Genomic DNA, 15,970 nt, shown 5'->3' on the forward strand with positions numbered 1-15,970 from the left:
TCCCCACTGATTATTAGCCTCCACCAATCGGGTTTTTTCGGGCGGTTTATCTCCTACCTAACTTCTTTGCTTTCACTGAATTTTGATGTGAGAGTATTACTGTCCGTGAATAGCGAGGTAAAATATAAAAGCCTTGTGTCAGAGATTACACAAGGCTTTTCATTATTTTAATTTATATGCTCTCGCTTCATATGGCTGTAAATCGATACTCTTAACCCCTGCATCTTGTACATCATAATTGTGTATCAACAATTCTGAACTATTATAATTTAGCCCTTCTGGCATTTCAAATATACAGTTATCCTCAGTAAAGTTCGCAATAACAAGTAATTTTTCATCTTCCCATGTTCTTACATAAGCAAAAATTGAAGGATGTTCTTCTAAAATTACATCATACGTTCCATACACAATCATTTCATGTTTTTTACGAAGTTCAATTAATTTTTTATAGTAATAAAAAATAGAGTTCGAGTCTTGTAACGCTTGTTCTACATTGATTTCTTTATAATTAGGATTTAATCCAATCCATGGTTGCCCCGCTGTAAACCCACCATGCACAGTGGCATCCCATTGCATTGGTGTCCTAGCATTGTCTCGCCCTTTTATATAAACCGATTGCATTACTGTTTCTTCATCTTCACCGCGTTCTATTACTTTTTCACGGTACATATTCAGCGTTTCAATATCTCGGTAGTCATCAATCGAATCAAAGTGAACATTTGTCATCCCAATTTCTTCTCCTTGATAAATATAAGGAGTCCCTTTCATCATATGAAGTACCGTCGCTAACATTTTCGCTGATTCTATGCGATATGTTTTATCGTTACCAAAACGAGAGACAACACGAGGCTGGTCATGATTATTCCAATACAAACTATTCCATCCTGTTTGTTCTAACGCTTTCTGCCATTTTGTTAAATTCTGTTTTAATGTAAGGAGTGAACATGGTTTTACATCCCACTTTCCTCCCTTTCCAGAATCTAAATCCATATGTTCAAACTGAAATACCATTTGTAGTTCATTACGTTCTTCAGCTGTATAAAGTTTAGCTTCCTCTGTTGTTACACCAGGCATTTCACCAACTGTCATAATATCGTATTTGGACAATACTTCTTGATTCATTTCATGCAAATATGTATGGATATTCGGTCCATTCATAAAGTGTTGATGTCCAGATACATAACCTTCTTCCTCTGTCTTCACAGCTGGAAATCCTTCTTCTTTGGAAATAAAGTTAATCACATCCATACGGAAACCATCAATCCCTTTTTCAAGCCAAAACTCCATCATCTCATAAACCTCTTTTCGCACCCGTTCATTATCCCAATTTAAATCTGGTTGCTTTTTAGAGAATAAGTGTAAATAATATTCACCTGTCGTTTCATCATACTGCCAAGCGGAGCCACTAAAAGCTGCCCCCCAGTTGTTTGGCTCTTTTCCATCTTTCCCAGGACGCCAAATATAGTAATCTCGATATGGATTATCTTTTGACTTACGAGATTCGATAAACCAATCGTGCTCATCGGACGTATGGTTAACAACTAAATCCATCATTAATTTCATATTACGTTTATGCATTTCGCTTAATAATTCGTCCCAATCTTCCATTGTCCCAAACTCATCCATAATCTTTCGATAATCGCTAATATCATAGCCATTATCATCATTTGGAGATTCATAGACTGGTGATAACCAAATAACATCTATACCTAAGTTTTGTAAATAATCAAGCTTTGCAGTAATTCCGCGAAGATCACCAATCCCATCACCATTACTATCCATAAAGCTACGTGGATAAATTTGATATACAACACTTTCTTTCCACCATTGTTTTTTCATCATGCTACCCCATTTCATTTTTTAAATCAAAAAAATCCAGGCGCAAACGTTTTCACTAATGAATGATAACAGATTTTAAAAGAAATGAAAACAGCGCTTACAATTTTTATAATCTATTTAAGTGATTTTACTGTTCATTCCACACAAATTATGAAAACGTTTTATTTTTTTATCCCTTTTTATTTATTTTTTGAATTCATTCGTATATAATGAATTCAAAGAAAACGTTTGCATAATTTTTTCTAGGGGGAAAAGTCATGGCAGAACTAAAGTTAGAAAATATTTATAAAATTTATGATAATAACGTCACAGCAGTAACAGACTTCAATTTGCATATTCAAGATAAAGAGTTTATCGTTTTCGTTGGTCCATCTGGATGTGGAAAATCCACAACATTACGAATGGTAGCTGGACTCGAAGACATTTCAAAAGGGGAATTTTCTATTGATGGTAAAGTAATGAATGATGTTCCTCCAAAAGATCGAGATATTGCAATGGTTTTTCAAAACTATGCACTCTATCCACATATGAGCGTTTACGATAACATGGCATTTGGATTAAAGCTTCGTAAAATCCCAAAAGACGAAATTGATCGCCGTGTAAAAGACGCAGCTCAAATTTTAGGACTTTCGGAATATTTAAATCGAAAACCAAAAGCATTATCTGGTGGACAACGCCAACGTGTTGCGCTAGGTCGTGCGATCGTCCGTGACGCAAAAGTTTTCTTAATGGACGAGCCGTTATCAAATCTAGATGCAAAATTACGTGTAGCGATGCGCTCAGAAATTTCTAAACTGCATCAAAAACTTGGAACAACAACAATTTATGTAACACATGATCAAACAGAAGCGATGACAATGGCTTCACGCCTTGTCGTTATGAAAGATGGAAAGATTCAACAAATCGGCTCTCCGAAAGAAGTATATGAAACACCAGAAAATATTTTCGTTGGTGGATTTATTGGCTCTCCTGCAATGAATTTCTTCCGTGGTAAATTAACAGAACAAGACTTTGTTATAGATGATAAAGTAAAGATTAAAGTATCTGAAGGCAAAATGAAATTATTACGCGAACAAGGTTATGTGAATCAAGAAGTTGTACTAGGGATTCGTCCAGAAGATATTCATGATGAACTTCTATTTTTAGAAGCTTCACAAGGAACAATATTTACAACTCAAATTGAAGTTGCAGAATTATTAGGGGCAGAATCTATTTTATATATGAAACTTGGAAATCAAGATTTTGCAGCACGCGTTGATGCAAGACATACTTTTGCACACGGTGATCAAATTAAACTTGCATTTGATATGAATAAAGCACATTTCTTTGATAGTAAAACTGAAAAACGCATTCGCTAAAATAGCACTTTTCTTTGCATCATACAAATACAAAAAAACCGTCCACATATGTATTTTGGGCGGTTTTCTATTATTATACTAGGGTTCCTACTGTATGAAGTGACTGTTCTTTTGTACTAATAATACCAAAAATAGGTAAATCAGTTAGCGTTACTTCTTCTTGGTGTTTCATAAACGATGATGTCAATTGTTTTATTTCTATCCAAACATCATTAATACAAAGTACATTGGAATCGTTCTCTTGTTGCCGCGAGAAAATAGAATCTATTTTATATAAGCCAGCATTATTAAATAACACATCAATACGATTATAAGCGTCAATCGCTACTTCAATGACACGTTGCCAATCTCCTTGTTTCGCCATATCATGAGTAACAAAAAGTGCCTCTCCACCTAAATCTACAATTTCCTCTGCTGTTGCTTGTCCATTTTCCTTATCAATATCCGTCACAATTACTTTTGCACCTTGTTTTGCCAACAAAAGAGCTGTACTACGTCCAATACCGATGCCACCGCCAGTTACAACGGCAACTTTTCCTGCAAGCTTCATCGTCATTACCCCTTCTGTAAGTCTTACCGTCATTCAGTATACTCCTTTCGCCTGTAGCTCTGCAAGCAGGAAAAGTCAATATCATTATTTGTAACCGTTTACTTGTTTATTTTCTCTTTTTTCTTACTATTATATTGATCAAAAGCTAGACCGATAAAAATAAGTATCCCCCAAAAAATTAAGCTACTTTCTGTCATTTCGATCTCCCCCTTGTTGTATAACACGTTTTCTTTATTATATCATTTTCTTAATTTTCAATCTAATTAAAATAGGATGTGTTAAAAACCGACTTTCTAACACATCCTACGTCAATATGGAGGTACTCTATAAGAGATGTTCATCCTTATATGAACTTCACTATACCAATTAAATTTATCAAATTTTATAAAACTTTAAGGATACACATGTTTTTTAATAAAGTGAAACTTTAATCAGTGGGGTTTCTTCATCCCCTACTGATTATTAGCCCTCACCAATCGGGCCTTTACGGGCAGTTTATCTCCCACCTAACTTCTTTAGAAGAGCGGAAGCGGCTCACTCAGAATCGCAGGACGCCCGCGCCCTAGGCAGAGAGGCGCTTTTTGCCTCGTCCGAGGGGGCGAAACGACCGGAGATTCTAGCCGCTAGAGCCGGACATTGCTCTCGCCGAATTTTGAGGTGAGAGTATTACTGCCCTAAAGTAGCGGGATAAACCTAAATAAAACCCCTCTTTGAATAGCATATTGCCTTTCAAAAAGGGGCTTTACAAAATATAAACCTTTATCATTCTATTATTCTTTAAACGAGACTCATCACTTTCGTTTTCATAATTAGATCATGGAAGCCACAATTATCTTGACGGAACAACATCATATATACATTACAAATAGATGGAATTCCTAGTAGCAATATGTTTGGTAATAACAATACAAAGAACCGTACTGTTAGCGTTTGAATTGTTAACTTTTCACTTGTTAATGATATAAGTCTTGTTCGTGTAATTTTTTTACCAATTGTACAACCGTTCCATATGAATGGAACAAAAATAAAATATATAGCCATTAATATAAAAACAATCATAAGATCATATCGGTAGTCACCTAAGCTTATATTAAAACGATTGAAAATGGCTCCATAATTTCCTGTTACAATGGCCACAACCGCACCGTACATAACCGAGATAAAAAACATATCAATAATGGAGGCACCTATGCGATTCATTACCATCGCTGGACGATGCATCTTTAACTTCATTTTATGTCGACTCCTTTACATCCTTCTTTACCTGCTTCATCGTACCATTTCTAAAAACCATTGTAAATAACTCATATATTGGCGTTTCCTTTCCGTTTCCTGTACAATGTGTTTACAATAAGTATTTTTAAGGAGGGCCTCATATTGAAGCGATTGATGACCGCAATTGCCATTATGTTGCTGACTGGTTGCACAGCAAATTCTAGCCACTCAGCTTACACCATCAATGATGAATATGAACTAATAAATACTTCCGGAAATGCATTTGAACTTTTTCCAAAACAAGACGCTATATACGCTACGCAATATGTACCAGCTAAAATTGTAGAAATTGCTTGGGACGATACATATATTATTGCAAAACAAATTGAAGAAAAATCTGATCCCAATAACCCGGAATCTAGTATTATAAATAAACAGAGTGAACATTATTGGATTATTGATATGAACAACAATCGACGTTTTGGTCCTTATAATGAAAAACAATTTCAGGAACAAAAGGAAGCATTTCGAATTTCTAAACAATTACAAACCGTAGAAGTGTATTTAGACGAGCAAAATAAACAGTCAGCAAACACCTAAAAACGGCTGTTTGTTTCAAAATCAAAACTTTTTCAGTCCATCTGTTGATTTAGATAACTTGGATGCTTCTCTTTTATTGTGATAACAGTACCGCATTTTTTACAAATTTCTACCTCCGCGACTGTTTGTGCAAATAAAGTAAGATAGTTTTTTTGGTTTGGTGCTATCGTTGCTTTTTCTATCTCTTTACTACCACATTCGTAACATCTTTTTTCCATTTCCCTTCCCCCTTTGCACTTTATAATACATTCGCTTTGATTTGACAAATTTCCTGTTCATTTTCTATGTAAATCCATTTTAGTCTTTCAACATATAAGTCGCTCATTCGAAGAAAAAAAGGTAGCCGCTACTTGTTTTCTCTTTCTATTTTTACTTGGCATGGGGCAGAAAAAAGATTTGACCGCTTCAGATCCTCTCTCAAACTAAAAAGAAGAGGTTTATGTCGATTTTTCAACTTGAATTTATATATACAAAAAAACATCTCACTTAGACAGTGAGATGTTAAATGTTTGCGGTTCTACAACTGTTTCATGTGTATCGCCCGTGGCCAGAACATCTGTTGTAAATGCGATTTGAGTAACCTCTTTTTTCTCATCCTCGAGTATTAATCCAATTATTCCTTCCCTTGTCTCGCCTGATTTGTACTCTTCTCTTGCAACACTTTTTGTACCTACAAGCGTGTCCTCTTCATATAGAAAGTTTTGTTTTGGAACATTAAATTGCTGTGTTTCATTAATTGTAACATCATTCAAAGAGAAAAATTGCATATCTTTATCTCCACTATTTTCTACCTTATATGTAATTTCAACATAACGTATTTTATCTTTAATATCTTTTCCACTTAACGAAGCGTACAACTCAGCATCTTCTCGATTAACTTTATCTCCAAGCCTGCGCTGCACTTCTTCTGGAGTCAATGCTGTATATACTTTCAATGTATCTTTTGCCTCTTGGCTCATTTGTGATAATGCAATAACCTTTACATCTTGCACATGTATTTTCATCGGAGTTACTTCAAACGTTTGATTCACATGTTTTAGTTGTTCTAATTTAAACGTTCCCCATCCTTTTTCTTTTACAGCTTGTCCGACTTTCTTTAATTCCTTGCCACCATATTCAGTCGTCTCTGGAATTGACTCTTTCTTCTTAGCATCTTTTTTTTCTTCCTTTTGGAAGCAACCACTTAATATAATGAGAAAACTACATAAAATACAAATACTTTTCCATATCTTCATCTTTTTATTACTCCTAACACTCTCATTCATAGTTCACTAAATGATCTCCTTATTTGATATACTACTGAAACAATGAATATACCAAATAAACACTTGTAAGTCCGGATACTATTATACTCCCTATATGTAAAATTTGAAAATACGGGTCTAACAATGCATGAGCAATAAATATCCCAAGCGCTGTGATCATGGACCATCCCCAGTATTTTACTTTCTCTCTCCCTGAAACCCTATCCATTTTTTGGGGAGAATCTCTATATTTCAAAAGAACAAATATAATGAATATAAAGCCAAAACATGTACTCCCATGTTGCATCAATTTATATATTGGTATCGAATAAATAGTTTGTTGTAGAAAGGATAGATTCATAACAAAATAACCCGTCTTATGGGAAAACGTATCCCACACAACATGTGTAAGCATACCAAATACTGTAGAATAGAGAAACACCAAAATTCCTTTCCCTGAAGTAAACTTCCATGGGATTGATGCTACATAACGATAGTAAGTAGAACATAATCTATCATAACGATATCAATTCTTTTTATGCAACACTTATTTTGACATTGGAATATCTATACTTTAAATGATACAATTTTTATGTAGTATATAGAAGATCAGTAGGGATTAAATTGTCATTCGTTCTCGCCTTTTTACTTAGTCTTATTGTACTTTTTCATAAGCACATACATAGGATTTCTTCTATGAAAACACTTAAAAATAGTAAAATATATTCCAGCACTATCAGGTCCTATTACCGTATTATTGATTTTACCTTAAAGAGAAATACATATGGCTGGGAAGGCTTAGGTTTTGATGCTCTCCAATTTACCATCTTATTCACAAGCTGTCTAACCCTTGTATTTGCAGCCATATTAGAAACGAAATCATCAATGAATTGAGGTTTATATATTGAATGAACATACGCCCTTTCTAAAAAGTGTCTCCTTGCAAAAAGAACAGATTCCTAGCTTTTCCGTGTACCCGTATTGTTTACCTGCGATCCGAACATTGCAATCACTCACTTTCCATCCTAATGTAACATTTATTATCGGAGAGAATGGAACTGGAAAATCAACATTACTAGAAGCAATTGCTGTCGCTTTAGGATTTAATGCAGAAGGTGGTACAAAAAATTTTCGTTTCACTACTTACGATTCTCACTCTTCCTTACACAAGTATATTCGAGTTGCCAAAAGCTTTGCTACACCTAAAGATGGGTTCTTTCTGCGGGCAGAGTCATTTTATAACGTTGCTTCCTATATTGATGAGGTGGATGCAAATGAGGATGCCATATTAGGCAATAAGGTAATTGATTCATACGGTGGTATATCCTTACATGACCAATCTCATGGGGAATCATTCTTTTCCTTATTTATGAAGCGTTTTTCAGAACAAGGTTTATATATTTTAGACGAGCCTGAAGCCGCTTTGTCTCCTATGAGGCAACTTTCTATGCTTATTCGGATGCATGAATTAGCTAAACAAGGATCACAATTCATCATCGCAACACATTCTCCTATTTTAATGGCTTACCCAGAGTCCACTATATATTCTTTAACACAAGAAGGAATTCATGAATCGACTTTAGAAGAAACTGAACACTATCAAACAACAAAACTCTTCTTTGAAAATCGTGATCGGTTATTCCATCATTTGTTTCAATCATGAATTTGAACTCTCATCAATAAAAAAGAAGCAGCAATTGCTGCTTCTTTTTACAACGCTTCTATAAATAATGCTACCCCAATGCCACCACCGACACAAAGAGATGCAATACCTTTTTCTAGTCCACGTCTTCTTAATTCGTGAATTAAACTTACCGTAATACGCGCTCCTGTGCAACCAATTGGATGTCCAAGACCAACACCACTTCCGTTAACGTTTACTTTCTCACGGTTTAATCCAAGTTCCTTCTCAACCGCTAAATATTGTGCTGCAAAAGCTTCATTAATCTCTAATAAATCGGCATCTTCTAATGACCAATTTACTTTCTCTAACCCCTTACGAATTGCTGGTGCTGGACCGATTCCCATAACTTTCGGATCTACCCCAGCTACAGAATAGCCAACAATTCTAGCTAACGGTTGTAAACCTTTTTCCTTAGCCTTTTCTTCACTCATCAATACTAAAACCGCACTTCCATCATTAATACCGGACGCATTCCCTGCCGTTACGGACCCACCTTTACGGAATGCCGGCTTAAGTCCAGCTAATTTTTCAGCTGTAATATCAGCACGCGGATGTTCATCCTTTGAAAATACTACTTCTTTTCTACGTTCTTTTATCGTAATAGGAACAATTTGTTCATCAAAATAACCTGATTCAATCGCCTGAAGCGCTAATTGATGGCTACGCAACGCAACTTCATCTTGTTCCTCTCTTGTAATTTCATATTGTTCAACTAAATTTTCAGCTGTTTCTCCCATCATAATATGATGGATCGGATCTTCTAAAACTTCCCACACCGTATCACGAATTTCTCCATGTTGAAGACGCTGTCCCCATCGGTGCTGTTTTAATGCATAAGGGCTTGAGCTCATCGCTTCTACTCCACCCGCAATAACAACATCACTTACACCTAGCTGAATTTGCATTGCTGCTGACATAATCGCTTGCATACCTGAAGAACATTGACGCTGAATTGTGTAACCTGTAACTGTTTCTGGAAACCCTGCTGCTAATGCAGCTGTTCGCGCTGTATTTGCTTCGTCTGTTCTTTGAATACAGTGTCCTAAAATGACTTCATCCACTTCATGAGGGTCTACTCCACCTCTTTTGACAGCTTCTTGAAGCACAGGAACAGCTAGTTCTACTGGCGTTACATTTTTTAGTGCTCCTCCAAAAGTTCCAATTGGCGAACGAACTGCGGCTGTAATGACAACATTATGCATCTTGCACTTGCCCCTCTCTTATGTACCCTAGTAAGTTTTTGGATGGAATAGCAGAAGATGTATATCTGAACTTATCATACTACAAACATACTAAAAAATCAAAATATTTGATATAGTAAAAATAGAGGGAATCAACCCTCTATTCCGTTAATGCATATAAGAATTTTTGTAAAATTTTCTCTGTTGTTTTATTTAAATTCGGTAACTTTTCAGCAGGAAAATACTTGAGATCCAGCCCTTCTTCATCAAGTTCTATTTTTCCACTCACGTGATGCGCTTGGTATAGATGAATTACATTATAAATTTCATCTCCATTTGGATAACGATAATACACATCTTTCCCAGAAAGGACACCAAGAAACTGCAACACCTTCGCTTCTAATCCTGTTTCTTCAAAAAGCTCTCGCCGAGCCGTTTCTTCCGTCGTTTCACCTAACTCCATTGCACCACCTGGTATACCCCAATCATATGTATCCGAGCGGTATTGAAGCAATACCTCTTGTTTTTCATTTAAAATGATCACAGCTGATCCTACAAGAATTAACGGTCTTGTACCGACTGATTTTCGCAACTCTTCGATATACCCCATTATAAATCTCTCCTTTCCTCACCCTTCCTTATCATAGCAAAATTCCTTATTTTTTTGTGCGATGAAAAAAAATATTCCTACTAGCAAAAAAAGGGAGCATCTGCTCCCTTCTAATCATTTTTATTTTCGAAAACTTTCATATTTAACTGCTTCAAACGCCTTTTCAATCTCTTCATTTCGATAATGAACATATGTAAAACGTCCTAATTCTACTAATCGAGCAATTTCCTGTAATGCTTTTTGCTTTTCATATGTCTCTTCAATCGTTACATGTACATAAAATTTCATAAGTGGATGTTCATATAAAGCTTCTCCAACTTCTACATATACATTCTCTACCCCTTGAACGACCCTTACATAACTTGCAAACTGATAAACAGCTTCTCGATCTGAAACAATTTTTAATGTATACATACATTCTCCCCCTTTTCTTTTACTATAGCAGAATGAATCACATATAATTGAATTAAACTATGAATATTTTCCGACTTCTTCCATTCATCCTTATATCCATATTATCCACTCCTCTATATATTCTCAGGTAAAAACATAGCTATTCATAAAAGAAAACTTTAATCATTCCTTACCAATCGAGATTTTACGAGCAGTTCTCTCATCTAACTTCTTTATTTTCGCTGAATTTTGAGGTATGAGTCTTACTGCCTGTTAATACGAGATAAAACATATTGCGAATATATAGATATTCTATTTTCTCATCAATTCCAACACACCAAAATACACCTAATTTATAGGGATTATATCCATACATACCCTTTTCCTTTCACATAGTATATTAATAAACTATTTTCCATTTGAGGTGTTTCTAATGGATCCGTACGTAAATATATGTATTTGCATTGCCCCAGGCTCTGATATTACAGAAGATCGCATTGCCAAAGACTTAGCAGTTGCTGAATCAATCTGGCACCCCATTTCATTTCAAATGAAAGATGTCATTATACTAAATGAATCCTTTAGATTTCATGATGGTGAAATTAGCTATATGGATTCTGTCAAAAATCAACCTAAAGTTTCTTCCTTTTTTAACACCTGTTCATCAGAAGTTCCCGATTGTGATATTTATATTTGTTATATTGGGAGTAATTATTTTAAAGAACAATCTGTAATTGCATGTGCCTACTCATTCGTTATAAACCAAATCCTCACAGGTTATATCATTCTTACTAATGCTGCTTCTCCTATGAAAAATATATATACACTTGCTCATGAAATAGGACATATTTTATTTACAAGGCGTATTAATGGAAAGCTTACCCATGCAGATCCACATTCTCCAACCGGTTCTGAGCATCACCCTTCTTCCACCAATCTTATGTACCCAATCGTACCTCGCCCTGATCAAGTACACATTGAATCTTTATTAACAAAAGAACAGCGAGCATTATCTTTACAGAGTTCTTTATTACACAGAGAAAAACAGTAACCATATCAGTTACTGTTTAAAATAAACCTTGTAGGTGGGAAAGAGAGTCTGACTATGTATAGAAGCGGTCAAATTCCCTTCCTGCCCATGCCAAGTAAAAACAGAAAGTAAGTGAAAATTACCATTCTTTGTAGCAACAACTCATATGTCGAAACATTAAAATAAAGTTGTATATAAGCTACTTCTCTCTTAATCTTATATATTCGCTTTTCTTTTCTCTAATTTCATATGAATCATTACAAGGACAAATAAAATAGCTAAAAATATGAATTGTTTTATATACAGACCTGGCACACTTGACAAATCTATTTTGAAGAATACATACTCTATTGTAATAGGAATCATTAAATATAATAGAGTAAACCAACCACCAACCTTTATATTTACAAATGCTGCTATGAGGAATATAGCACCTACAATACAATAGCTTTGCCCTGTAGTAAATTATATAACTGTCGTACCATAAAACTCATTTAATAGTGCGATGCTAAAAATTGATAAGAAATACAGCGCTCCAGTGGTACACATAATAATGAATTCAATTCCTTTACGTTTAAAAGCAGCTGTTCGCATCCCAAAAATCAATATCATAACACCTATAGCAAATATAATTAGATAACCAATTATTTAGATTAACTAATAATATAAACGATGATCTACCTGACTAAAAAATACACTCTTCACCATTGTGAACGCCAATGCATTCACAATGAAATAGACTAACCAACTATAATTCTCCTTCTTATCAACCTCCATCTCTCTAGCAAGCTGTTTGGCAAACTCTTTCGGTGAATCCCCAAAAATATCAACGACTGTCTTTCCTTGTTTTTCACCCTCTATTAAATGAAGCTCTGCATCTTCTAAAAAGGAAGTAATGTCAGATTCTTTAATCCCCTTTACTCGTAAATATGCGCGTGTCTCCTCTATAAATTTTTGTGATTCTTTTATAAGCATTGTTCTACCTCCCATCTATTTTATATGTTAGAAGTCTCCGTTCTTTTCAAATCTATTTTCATCAATAGAATTAAACTTCCATATAAAAAGAGCGGTTCCAGTGCTCCGAAATTCGTATCTTTAATTGCTGTACATTCAAACACAAACATAATGGTAAATAATGCAGCTACTTGAAGTAAGCCCATCCAGCTTGCTAAACGCATATTGATAATGGCCAATACACATAGTAATAATCCACCTAATAGATAACTTTGCACTGGTGATAAATAAAAGAGCGGTGGTTCATACCATTTATTTAGTAGCATAACCAAAACAATCAACGCGACTGGTAAAAGGGATATACATATATACAAAATAGAGAATTCCTTTAATTTACTTGTTATAAATGTAGATTTACGAAAAGCAATGATCCCCATAGGAATGCTAATAGCCAATACTATTGGATAACCGATTAAGCTGATTAATGATATAGATACCGGCTCATTCACCCCATGAAATAAAAGATCTGGAACAGACCAATACGCAAGAACTCCAATGATAAAGGAAATGAATAGATTCATGTTTTCTTTTTTATCAAGCTCCATTTCTTTTGCTAACTCTTCAGCATATACCTCTGGTGAATCTCCAAAAATATCTGCAACTGTTTTCCCATCCTTTTCTCCTTCTATTAAGTGAAGTTTTGCATCTTCTATAAAAGAATCAATGTCTTCCTTTTTTACTCCCTTCGTTACTAAATATACTGTTGTATCATCTAGAAATTTCTGCGCTTCCTTTGAAAACATTATTTTCCTCCTTTTATTTAACTATTTAATGAGCATATACCAGCTACCAAATTTACCTAGCTGTCTCTCTTTTATTCGCCTTCATAATAAATTCAATAATAATAAGAATAAATAGACTGCCATACAAACACACAATCTGAAATAACATCGGAATTAAATCCTCTGATGTAAATGTTTTAAAGACGAGCATAATAGCAAGTGGAACCACTAAATATAAAACTTTATACCATCCTTCAAAGTACACGTTTATAATTACTGTTACGATGAAGATTGCGCCTGCTATCATATAGCTCTGCAACTGAGTTAATTGAATCATTGGTGTAGGATAGATGATATCCAGTATAATTACTGCTCCTAATAAAACCATCGGAACTGCCATCAATAACGCTTGGACAAACAATTATTTTGAAAAATGTAATCGAAAAGCCATTTTACGAAAAGCCAGATTGGGCACTACAAGCGCAACCATTAGTGACATCCCATAGCCAATACATTGAACAACTGAAATCTGTAATTGCCCACTATCATTTACAACTAAGATAGAGGCAATAATCCAAAACGCAACAATATTCATCACTGTATATCCGATTTGTTTCCAGCTCTCCCTGCGATCTTTTTCCATTACTTTAACAAGTTCATTTGCATATTCTTTTGGTGAGCTTCCAAAAATATCTGCTACACTTTTCCCGTCCATTTCACCTTCGATTAAATGTAACTTTGCATCTTCTAAAAAGCTCTCAACATCACTTTCTTTTACACCCTTTGCTGTTAAAAACAAGCTCATATCTAATAGGAATTTTCTCGCTTCGGTAGATAGCATCATCGTCGTCTCCCTTTTCCTTCTAGCAAACGCTCTACACTACTCTGCATTGTCCCCCAACGCTCCATAAACTCATCTAACGCATCTTCACCTCTTTCTGTTAATGTATAATATTTTCGCTTTGGACCAGATGGAGATTCCTTCATTGTGCTTACTATTAGCCCTTCCTTTTGCATCCTTATTAATAACGGATAAATACTTCCTTCACTTGCCATAGTGAAACCATACTTAGCTAGCTTTTCACTCATTTCATATCCATATATTTCTCCTTCAGAAATAATTGCAAGGAGACACCCTTCTAAAATCCCTTTCAGCATTTGACTTGTCGACATAATTCAAATCCTCCCTCTATCTTGTTTTACAAGATAGATAAGCGTAAGTATCTTGCTTTACAAAATAGTATAGCAAAAGCTATTTTGCAAAACAAGATAGTTCAGTATATTTTTCCAAATCTTTGCAGGATTTTCATTACATTCCCTCTAAATAGAGCACTAAGACAAATTTTATATAAAGGAGTGCTCTCATCATGGTTTCAAATCGTGTCGTTTTTTTAACAGGTGCTGCAAGTGGAATTGGTTATGAAATGGGAAATGCTTTTGCGAAAGAAGGAGCAAAAGTTGTGATTAGTGATCGTCTTGAAGATCGTGCGAAGGAAGCTGCTGAACAGTTATGCAGGGAAGGTTATGAAGCAATAGGTCTAAGATGTGACGTTACATCTGAGAAAGAAATATCCGAGGCTATTTCTGAAACTGTTACAAAATTCGGCTCACTTGATGTGTTAATAAATAATGCTGGTATGCAACACGTTTCACCTATTGAAGAGTTCCCAACCGATAAATTTGAACTTCTGATTCAAATTATGCAAATCGCACCTTTCATCGCAATAAAACATGCTTTTCCAATTATGAAAAAGCAAAAGTATGGACGCATTATTAATATCGCCTCTATTAATGGGCTTGTTGGATTTGCTGGAAAGGCTGCCTATAATAGTGCAAAGCACGGTGTGATTGGTTTGACAAAAGTTGCCGCTTTAGAAGGCGCTACACATGGAATTACGGTAAATGCCCTCTGCCCCGGCTATGTTGATACACCGCTTGTTCGAAATCAACTCCAAGATTTAGCAACAACAAGAAATGTTCCACTAGAGCGTGTATTAGAGGATGTTATTTATCCACTCGTACCACAAAAACGATTGCTAGCTGTAGAGGAAATTGCTGACTATGCTTTATTTTTAGCAAGCGAAAAAACAAAAGGAATAACTGGCCAAGCGGTCGTTATTGATGGGGGATATACAGCACAATAATCTTTGTAACAAAAGGCTTTGCTCATTGAGAGCAAAGCCTTTTGTCATTTTGTTTCATGCGGAGCTTCATACCTTGTCATCTGTTGTGGTAATTTCTCAATTGCAACAATTACACCATCTAATTTACTTTCAATACGATGCAGTAAATATAAAGTCACAACAATTGGAAATCCAACATTACCGATCATAGATATCCATTCCTCCATCTACTTCTCCTCCTTTCTTTTAAATAAATAGAAAAAAGAAAGGAAATTTGGCAATAAAAAAATAAAATACTGTATATTATATACCTTTTCATTTTCCGTCATATAAGTCACAGTTATAAAAACAAAAGAGGTTCACCACTCATTTTCCCCTTCTGTTTTCATATGGCATGTGGCTAAAAA

Annotated in this window: 18 protein-coding genes and 3 pseudogenes; 6 read left to right on the forward strand and 15 right to left on the reverse strand. The window is 35.1% G+C overall.

What is annotated here, in order from left to right; translation table 11 throughout:
* Positions 1 to 162: 162 nt before the first annotated feature.
* On the reverse strand, positions 163 to 1,857 hold the full coding sequence (locus tag AC1M36_RS19045; protein WP_479846102.1) for a glycoside hydrolase family 13 protein: 1,695 nt from the start codon (positions 1,855 to 1,857) through the stop codon (positions 163 to 165).
* A 239-nt stretch (positions 1,858 to 2,096) separates the two neighbouring features.
* Here AC1M36_RS19045 and AC1M36_RS19050 point away from each other — a divergent pair, with 239 nt between their 5' ends.
* Positions 2,097 to 3,197: an ABC transporter ATP-binding protein gene (locus AC1M36_RS19050; RefSeq protein WP_336452149.1), complete on the forward strand. Its 1,101-nt coding sequence runs from the start codon at positions 2,097 to 2,099 to the stop codon at positions 3,195 to 3,197.
* 73 nt (positions 3,198 to 3,270) lie between these two features.
* On the opposite strand, the gene AC1M36_RS19055 is transcribed toward AC1M36_RS19050, so the two are convergent.
* The 3 genes from AC1M36_RS19055 to AC1M36_RS19065 all read right to left on the reverse strand — a co-directional run bounded on the left by AC1M36_RS19055 (position 3,271) and on the right by AC1M36_RS19065 (position 4,980).
* Positions 3,271 to 3,780: an SDR family NAD(P)-dependent oxidoreductase gene (locus AC1M36_RS19055; protein WP_336452150.1), complete on the reverse strand. Its 510-nt coding sequence runs from the start codon at positions 3,778 to 3,780 to the stop codon at positions 3,271 to 3,273.
* A gap of 65 nt (positions 3,781 to 3,845) precedes the next feature.
* A complete protein-coding gene (locus tag AC1M36_RS19060; protein ID WP_098336102.1) occupies positions 3,846 to 3,944 on the reverse strand; it encodes a flagellar motor protein in 99 nt (32 codons plus the stop codon).
* A 580-nt stretch (positions 3,945 to 4,524) separates the two neighbouring features.
* Positions 4,525 to 4,980: an RDD family protein gene (locus tag AC1M36_RS19065; RefSeq protein WP_336452151.1), complete on the reverse strand. Its 456-nt coding sequence runs from the start codon at positions 4,978 to 4,980 to the stop codon at positions 4,525 to 4,527.
* A gap of 156 nt (positions 4,981 to 5,136) precedes the next feature.
* Here AC1M36_RS19065 and AC1M36_RS19070 point away from each other — a divergent pair, with 156 nt between their 5' ends.
* Entirely contained in the window at positions 5,137 to 5,562 is a 426-nt protein-coding gene (locus AC1M36_RS19070; protein ID WP_420792346.1) for a DUF3997 domain-containing protein, read from the forward strand.
* A 32-nt stretch (positions 5,563 to 5,594) separates the two neighbouring features.
* Here the strand turns inward: AC1M36_RS19070 and AC1M36_RS19075 are convergent, their stop codons facing one another.
* The 3 genes from AC1M36_RS19075 to AC1M36_RS19085 all read right to left on the reverse strand — a co-directional run bounded on the left by AC1M36_RS19075 (position 5,595) and on the right by AC1M36_RS19085 (position 7,284).
* On the reverse strand, positions 5,595 to 5,780 hold the full coding sequence (locus AC1M36_RS19075; protein ID WP_336452153.1) for a hypothetical protein: 186 nt from the start codon (positions 5,778 to 5,780) through the stop codon (positions 5,595 to 5,597).
* A gap of 264 nt (positions 5,781 to 6,044) precedes the next feature.
* Positions 6,045 to 6,797, reverse strand: coding sequence for a hypothetical protein (locus AC1M36_RS19080; protein WP_479846103.1), 753 nt, complete (start codon positions 6,795 to 6,797; stop codon positions 6,045 to 6,047).
* 61 nt (positions 6,798 to 6,858) lie between these two features.
* On the reverse strand, positions 6,859 to 7,284 hold the full coding sequence (locus AC1M36_RS19085; RefSeq protein WP_420792347.1) for a DUF4184 family protein: 426 nt from the start codon (positions 7,282 to 7,284) through the stop codon (positions 6,859 to 6,861).
* Between the two features lie 180 nt (positions 7,285 to 7,464).
* On the opposite strand from AC1M36_RS19085, the pseudogene AC1M36_RS19090 reads away from it, so the two are divergent.
* Together AC1M36_RS19090 and AC1M36_RS19095 are read left to right on the forward strand one after the other, a co-directional pair.
* Positions 7,465 to 7,700 (forward strand): annotated as a pseudogene (locus AC1M36_RS19090) (hypothetical protein).
* Between the two features lie 10 nt (positions 7,701 to 7,710).
* Complete coding sequence (locus AC1M36_RS19095; protein ID WP_336452156.1) at positions 7,711 to 8,469, forward strand: AAA family ATPase; 759 nt, start codon at positions 7,711 to 7,713, stop codon at positions 8,467 to 8,469.
* A 47-nt stretch (positions 8,470 to 8,516) separates the two neighbouring features.
* Here AC1M36_RS19095 and AC1M36_RS19100 read toward each other — a convergent pair whose 3' ends face one another.
* The 3 genes from AC1M36_RS19100 to AC1M36_RS19110 all read right to left on the reverse strand — a co-directional run bounded on the left by AC1M36_RS19100 (position 8,517) and on the right by AC1M36_RS19110 (position 10,695).
* Positions 8,517 to 9,692, reverse strand: coding sequence for an acetyl-CoA C-acetyltransferase (locus tag AC1M36_RS19100; protein WP_336452157.1), 1,176 nt, complete (start codon positions 9,690 to 9,692; stop codon positions 8,517 to 8,519).
* A 139-nt stretch (positions 9,693 to 9,831) separates the two neighbouring features.
* The gene (locus AC1M36_RS19105; RefSeq protein WP_336452158.1) at positions 9,832 to 10,281 is read right to left on the reverse strand and encodes an NUDIX hydrolase; all 450 of its coding nucleotides are present in this window, start codon (positions 10,279 to 10,281) and stop codon (positions 9,832 to 9,834) included.
* Positions 10,282 to 10,401: 120 nt separating this feature from the next.
* A complete protein-coding gene (locus AC1M36_RS19110; protein WP_336452159.1) occupies positions 10,402 to 10,695 on the reverse strand; it encodes a DUF3928 family protein in 294 nt (97 codons plus the stop codon).
* A 412-nt stretch (positions 10,696 to 11,107) separates the two neighbouring features.
* On the opposite strand from AC1M36_RS19110, the gene AC1M36_RS19115 reads away from it, so the two are divergent.
* Entirely contained in the window at positions 11,108 to 11,725 is a 618-nt protein-coding gene (locus AC1M36_RS19115) for an ImmA/IrrE family metallo-endopeptidase (protein ID WP_336452160.1), read from the forward strand.
* 195 nt (positions 11,726 to 11,920) lie between these two features.
* On the opposite strand, the pseudogene AC1M36_RS19120 reads toward AC1M36_RS19115, so the two are convergent.
* The 4 genes and pseudogenes from AC1M36_RS19120 to AC1M36_RS19135 all read right to left on the reverse strand — a co-directional run bounded on the left by AC1M36_RS19120 (position 11,921) and on the right by AC1M36_RS19135 (position 14,613).
* Positions 11,921 to 12,679, reverse strand: a pseudogene (locus AC1M36_RS19120) (DUF1129 domain-containing protein).
* Positions 12,680 to 12,699: 20 nt separating this feature from the next.
* The gene (locus tag AC1M36_RS19125; RefSeq protein WP_479846104.1) at positions 12,700 to 13,461 is read right to left on the reverse strand and encodes a DUF1129 domain-containing protein; all 762 of its coding nucleotides are present in this window, start codon (positions 13,459 to 13,461) and stop codon (positions 12,700 to 12,702) included.
* Positions 13,462 to 13,513: 52 nt separating this feature from the next.
* Positions 13,514 to 14,281, reverse strand: a pseudogene (locus tag AC1M36_RS19130) (DUF1129 domain-containing protein).
* On the reverse strand, positions 14,281 to 14,613 hold the full coding sequence (locus AC1M36_RS19135; protein WP_336452161.1) for a PadR family transcriptional regulator: 333 nt from the start codon (positions 14,611 to 14,613) through the stop codon (positions 14,281 to 14,283). The pseudogene AC1M36_RS19130 and the gene AC1M36_RS19135 overlap by 1 nt, the downstream one beginning before the upstream one ends.
* 194 nt (positions 14,614 to 14,807) lie before the next feature.
* Between AC1M36_RS19135 and AC1M36_RS19140 the strand changes: the two genes are divergently transcribed.
* Positions 14,808 to 15,584, forward strand: a complete 777-nt coding sequence (locus AC1M36_RS19140) for a 3-hydroxybutyrate dehydrogenase (RefSeq protein WP_336452162.1) — start codon at positions 14,808 to 14,810, stop codon at positions 15,582 to 15,584.
* 44 nt (positions 15,585 to 15,628) lie between these two features.
* Here the strand turns inward: AC1M36_RS19140 and AC1M36_RS19145 are convergent, their stop codons facing one another.
* Positions 15,629 to 15,790, reverse strand: coding sequence for a YvrJ family protein (locus tag AC1M36_RS19145; protein ID WP_017151057.1), 162 nt, complete (start codon positions 15,788 to 15,790; stop codon positions 15,629 to 15,631).
* Positions 15,791 to 15,970 lie beyond the last annotated feature (180 nt).

Source organism: Bacillus sp. Medicinal_06 (assembly GCF_056711665.1).

Coding starts and splice junctions, on each gene's coding strand:
- AC1M36_RS19045 (WP_479846102.1), bottom strand. CDS start 1,857: ATGAAATGGGGTAGCATGATGAAAAAACAATGGTGGAAAGAAAGTGTT.
- AC1M36_RS19050 (WP_336452149.1), top strand. CDS start 2,097: ATGGCAGAACTAAAGTTAGAAAATATTTATAAAATTTATGATAATAAC.
- AC1M36_RS19055 (WP_336452150.1), bottom strand. CDS start 3,780: ATGACGGTAAGACTTACAGAAGGGGTAATGACGATGAAGCTTGCAGGA.
- AC1M36_RS19060 (WP_098336102.1), bottom strand. CDS start 3,944: ATGACAGAAAGTAGCTTAATTTTTTGGGGGATACTTATTTTTATCGGT.
- AC1M36_RS19065 (WP_336452151.1), bottom strand. CDS start 4,980: ATGAAGTTAAAGATGCATCGTCCAGCGATGGTAATGAATCGCATAGGT.
- AC1M36_RS19070 (WP_420792346.1), top strand. CDS start 5,137: ATGACCGCAATTGCCATTATGTTGCTGACTGGTTGCACAGCAAATTCT.
- AC1M36_RS19075 (WP_336452153.1), bottom strand. CDS start 5,780: ATGGAAAAAAGATGTTACGAATGTGGTAGTAAAGAGATAGAAAAAGCA.
- AC1M36_RS19080 (WP_479846103.1), bottom strand. CDS start 6,797: ATGAAGATATGGAAAAGTATTTGTATTTTATGTAGTTTTCTCATTATA.
- AC1M36_RS19100 (WP_336452157.1), bottom strand. CDS start 9,692: ATGCATAATGTTGTCATTACAGCCGCAGTTCGTTCGCCAATTGGAACT.
- AC1M36_RS19105 (WP_336452158.1), bottom strand. CDS start 10,281: ATGGGGTATATCGAAGAGTTGCGAAAATCAGTCGGTACAAGACCGTTA.
- AC1M36_RS19110 (WP_336452159.1), bottom strand. CDS start 10,695: ATGTATACATTAAAAATTGTTTCAGATCGAGAAGCTGTTTATCAGTTT.
- AC1M36_RS19115 (WP_336452160.1), top strand. CDS start 11,108: ATGGATCCGTACGTAAATATATGTATTTGCATTGCCCCAGGCTCTGAT.
- AC1M36_RS19125 (WP_479846104.1), bottom strand. CDS start 13,461: ATGTTTTCAAAGGAAGCGCAGAAATTTCTAGATGATACAACAGTATAT.
- AC1M36_RS19135 (WP_336452161.1), bottom strand. CDS start 14,613: ATGTCGACAAGTCAAATGCTGAAAGGGATTTTAGAAGGGTGTCTCCTT.
- AC1M36_RS19140 (WP_336452162.1), top strand. CDS start 14,808: ATGGTTTCAAATCGTGTCGTTTTTTTAACAGGTGCTGCAAGTGGAATT.
- AC1M36_RS19145 (WP_017151057.1), bottom strand. CDS start 15,790: ATGGAGGAATGGATATCTATGATCGGTAATGTTGGATTTCCAATTGTT.